General features: G+C 64.2%; 4 protein-coding genes, 1 tRNA gene and 1 pseudogene. 4 read left to right on the top strand and 2 right to left on the bottom strand.

The window, feature by feature from the left end:
• Nucleotides 1–14: 14 nt before the first annotated feature.
• Nucleotides 15–91: transfer RNA gene (locus J2847_RS33770), tRNA-Met, on the top strand.
• A gap of 91 nt (nt 92–182) precedes the next feature.
• Nucleotides 183–626 carry a hypothetical protein gene (locus J2847_RS33765; protein WP_209783096.1) on the top strand — a complete coding sequence of 148 codons (444 nt, stop codon included), beginning with the start codon at nt 183–185 and terminating at the stop codon, nt 624–626.
• Between the two features lie 12 nt (nt 627–638).
• Here J2847_RS33765 and J2847_RS33760 read toward each other — a convergent pair.
• Nucleotides 639–1,596, bottom strand: a protein-coding gene (locus tag J2847_RS33760; protein ID WP_209783095.1) for an IS630 family transposase whose coding sequence is annotated in 2 segments (ribosomal slippage) — nt 639–1,266 and nt 1,265–1,596 — 960 coding nt in all. Because the reading frame shifts where the segments join, the coding sequence is not laid out codon by codon here.
• Between the two features lie 111 nt (nt 1,597–1,707).
• On the opposite strand from J2847_RS33760, the gene J2847_RS34885 reads away from it, so the two are divergent.
• Nucleotides 1,708–1,980 carry a transposase gene (locus J2847_RS34885; RefSeq protein ID WP_209783094.1) on the top strand — a complete coding sequence of 91 codons (273 nt, stop codon included), beginning with the start codon at nt 1,708–1,710 and terminating at the stop codon, nt 1,978–1,980.
• 616 nt (nt 1,981–2,596) lie between these two features.
• Nucleotides 2,597–3,730 carry a nucleotidyltransferase family protein gene (locus J2847_RS33750; RefSeq protein WP_233474983.1) on the top strand — a complete coding sequence of 378 codons (1,134 nt, stop codon included), beginning with the start codon at nt 2,597–2,599 and terminating at the stop codon, nt 3,728–3,730.
• A gap of 186 nt (nt 3,731–3,916) precedes the next feature.
• Here J2847_RS33750 and J2847_RS33745 read toward each other — a convergent pair.
• Nucleotides 3,917–4,188, bottom strand: a pseudogene (locus tag J2847_RS33745) (hypothetical protein); the annotation flags it as partial.

Genomic DNA, 4,188 nt, shown 5'->3' with positions numbered 1-4,188 from the left:
CGCACACCGGCAACCGCGGGGTGGAGCAGCCCGGTAGCTCGTCAGGCTCATAACCTGAAGGCCGCAGGTTCAAATCCTGCCCCCGCAACCAACGACAGTTGACAGCCCGCCTCCAACGAGGCGGGCTGTCGGCGTTTCGGTTCCGCCTCGGCGCACGCCTCCAGGATTGCCAGCATGTCGCCATGAAGCTGCGCCTCCAGCCCGGCGCCCGAGGGGCAGGGGGACAGCACGACACGGTCGACCATGGACCGGATCAACTCCATCGCGGCCATCCCCTCGTCGCCGTCGCCGAGCACGGACTCGAGCTCAGTGATCTTTCGCCGGTACAGCTCCGGCAGGTTGGCCGGCAGCAGCATCTCCGGCGCCTCCGTCCCCAGGGTGTCGATCTCGGTGGCGAGCGCGGCACGCTCAGCCTCCAGTGCAGACAGCCGCGCGTTCAGCGATGGGCTGTACAGCCCCTTCTCCACTGCTTCCAGAATCGACGCGATCTTCCGGTCAACCTCGGCGAGGGCGCGCTCCCGATCCCCGCGCCGGTTCCGCGCCTCGGCCTGTTCACGCCGTTGCGCCACGACCATCTCCTCAATGAAGGCGGCGACCACGTCGGCGCCGAGCAGGCGCTCCTTTAGAGCTTCGAGCGTTTAATCTGACGCATATCCTGCGTGCCTGAGGTAGTTCCAGCATTCCTCGGGTGTGTAGAGGTCGCAGATTGAACCGACGGCTTTCCACAGTTCGTCGATGGTGCGGGCGCCGATGCGCCGGAGATGTGCCTTGAGCTTGGCGAAAGCCATCTCGATGGGATTGAGGTCGGGACTGTAAGGCGGGAGGAAGAGAAACCAAGCGCCACGCTGCTTGAGGGCGGCCTTGGCCTTTTCGCTTTTGTGGCAAGACAGGTTGTCGAGAATGACGACGTCGCCCGGCCGCAAGGTCGGGGCGAGTTGGGTCTCGACATAGGTCTCGAAGAGCACTCGGTTCATCGCGCCCTTGATGATCCAGGGGGCGGTCAGGCCATCGCAGCGCAGGGCGGCGATAAAGGTCTGTGTGCCCCAGTGGCCGAAGGGCGCCTTGGCCTTGAACCGTTGGCCGCGCTTGGCCCGCCCGCGCAGCCGGGTCATCTTCGTGGTGGTAGCCGTCTCGTCGAGGAACACCAGCCGATCCGGCTCCTCGCGCATCCGGGGCTGACGATGGCTGAGCCACGTCCGGCGGTCCTCGGCAACGTCAGCGCGACCGGCCTCGCTTGCCAGCAGCGTTTTTTTTGACGCTGTAGCCACGGGCGAGCAGGAAGCGTGACAGCGAGGCGGGGTGGACCGTCACCCCGCGCTCGGCTTTCAGCTTGGCCGCCAGTTCCGGCATGGTGATCTCGCCTTGCTTCTCCACCCAACCGATCAGAAGGTCGGCATGTGGGGCCAGCTTGCCGCCGCCCGGCGGGCGCCCCTGCCGGGCCGGTTCCAGCGTGCCTGTCGCCGCCATCCGCTGGGCAAGCCGCACACTCGTGCTCGCGCTCACATCAAACCGGCGCGCCGCTGCCCGACGCGAACCGCCTTGCTCGATCTCTCCGTAAATCCGAACCCGAAGCTCCGGCGAATAGCTGCGACCCATGATCCACCTCCAACAACGGTGAATCACGCCAGACGCCCAAGCGCAACTCTCGATTCAGATTTCACGCGCGATGCTCTAGCCTGCGGAGACACCCCTGACCCGAGCACCAGCGTGATCGAAAGCCGCACCTACCCGTCGGCTCCGAGCTGTTTTGTGCGCGGCGTGGATGGCGGCAAGAAGATCCGCGGCATCAAGTTCCAGCTCGGGTTAGAGAAATACGGCATTCCGCTGGCCATCGACGCCTCGCCGGCGAACGTGCATGATACCAAGGGTATCGTCCCGGTGCTGCGTCAACTCGCCGGGCATGACTTCCAAGGACCGGCCATCGGTGATCTCGGTTATCGCGGCAAACGCTTGATCTACGCGGTGCCGAGCGCAGCGTAGACGGCATCCATCTCGCCGGTGTCGGATATGGCTCGGCGGGGTGGGGGCAAGGGTGGTGAGACGTGATGACGAACCAGAAGGACCGGGGATCGGCCAACCCCACGGGGACCAAGCGCCGCCGAGCGCGATGAGGTGATTCGGGCGTCAATCCGCGGAATTCATCAAAGCCAGCAGCCAGTGGCTGCGACAACAGGCCGGACACATGGATGCATCCTTCTCGGCCAGTCAGCGCGGATTTCCCTTTTGCGCCGGAGGGGCAGTCCACACATGGGTTCTTCGACGGCATCAGCTTGCCACCGATCCCAGATGGTGGAAGGGTCGTCCACCACATCACGTCAGTGTCACGGAAGGTTGACGCGCCGATCCTGCTCGGGTCTGTGGTCGGCGCGTTGAACGCGGCAAGCCGGCGTTGCACATCCATGCTGACCAGCGCTCGCCACCTGAGTACGTCAGCGACGCTCTTACATACAAAATCGCGTTTTGCATGTAGCACCCTTTGGTCGTACTTCATCCTGTCGGACCTTGAATGGACAGGTTCACCACAAGGTACCGCTGCGCTGTGTTGCAACCAGAGCGGTTTACATGCAAAATGGAAGAATGCATGTAAACCGTGGTGATGAACATGAAGTCGAGGTCGTTGGGGCTGCAGTTGCAGACCATGTTCGCCGAACTGGAGCAGCGGTCCCTTGACGCCGAGTTCGACGAGGCGTTCCCGCTGAACGGCTCCTTCGTGAAACGGGTCAAGGGCGAACGGGAATACTGGTACTACAACGGCTACAACCCGGACGCGGAAGACACAGGAAAGCGCTACCAAAAATACGCAGGTCCGGTCGATGACCCGGATATCACCGCGCGCGTGGAGCGCTTTGGCAGCCTCAAGGCCGACTTCGTGGAGCGTCGGCGAATGGTCAACGCCCTGAAGGCCGGTGGCCTGGCGCCGCCGCAGACGCCGTTCATCGGTGACGTGGTGGAGGCGTTATGGAAGGCCGGGGCCTTCCGCCTGCGTTGCGTGCTGATCGGCACGATCGCCTACAACACTTACGACGGACTCCTCGGCTACAGGCTGCCCCGCTACCTCACCGGCGACATCGACATGGCACAGTTCCATTCGGTTTCCTTCTGGGTCGACGATTCCATCCCGCCGGTGCTTGAGGTGTTGCGTGGAGTGGACCGTGCCTTCCGAGCGGTTCCGAACCAAGCCGACGACCGGCACGTCACCAAGTTCACCACCGGGCGGTTCACCGTGGAGTTCCTGACGCCGAACCGGTCGAAGGACGACTACCAGGGGAAGCCAGCGCCGATGCCGGCGCTCGGTGGCGCGGCAGCCCAGCCACTGCGCTACCTCGACTACCTGATCTACCGGCCGGCGCGCAGCGTCATGCTGCACAACGCGGGTGTTCCAGTCTGTGTGCCGGCGCCGGAACGCTACGCGGTCCACAAGTTGATCGTCTCGACACGGCGGCGCGACGACCTGAACGGGCAGGCCAAGCGCGACAAGGATCTGCGGCAGGCCGGTGCCATCATCACGGCGCTGTCCGACAGCCGCCGGCACCACGACCTTGCCGAAGCGTGGAGCGATGCCTGGGGCCGTGGGCCACGGTGGCGGGAGCAGTTGATTCAAGGGCGGAGCGCCCTGCCAGACGACGAACAGGTCATGCTGCAAGATTCCATCCTGCGCGCCTGCCGCGACACCAAGGCCGATCCGGCGAGCATCGGCTTCGGCCCAAATTCGGAGGCAAACCATGGCTGAGCTGACGGTTCCGGTAATCCGCTTGTCTAGCGCCGCCGACTGCTTGTAGGCGGCGGAGCTCCTCCTCGACTAGCAATTCAAAGTGTGAATCGGCAGGGAATAAGGGCTCTGTCGCAGTTTTGATGGTGCGGCGACGTGTTGCAGTGATGCGAGCGGGGCAAGAGATCACCCCAGCCCCGCTTGTGATCAGGGGACGCGGACGGAGTACGGGCGTCCGAGGTCGAGCATGCGATTGAGGACCATGAGGCCCATGGCGATTTCGGTGGCCTGCGCCTGATACGAATAGAATGTGAACCAGGACCCAACCGGGACCCCAAATTGCAACCAGATCGCGTCCCAGTGAGTGGTGTCCGAACGTGAGGCTGGCCCGCCGGAGCGCTCCCCCCCTGGCTGGCGCAGGCGGGCCAGCCAGGGGGGGAGCAGGCGGTCACCGTGCGTCTTCGGTAAGTTGAGGTTGC

This window comes from Azospirillum agricola (genome assembly GCF_017876095.1).
Classification (GTDB): Bacteria; Pseudomonadota; Alphaproteobacteria; order Azospirillales; family Azospirillaceae; genus Azospirillum; species Azospirillum agricola.
This window is presented reverse-complemented; position numbering and strand designations above follow the sequence as displayed.

Coding starts and splice junctions, on each gene's coding strand:
- J2847_RS33765 (WP_209783096.1), top strand. CDS start 183: ATGAAGCTGCGCCTCCAGCCCGGCGCCCGAGGGGCAGGGGGACAGCAC.
- J2847_RS33750 (WP_233474983.1), top strand. CDS start 2,597: ATGAACATGAAGTCGAGGTCGTTGGGGCTGCAGTTGCAGACCATGTTC.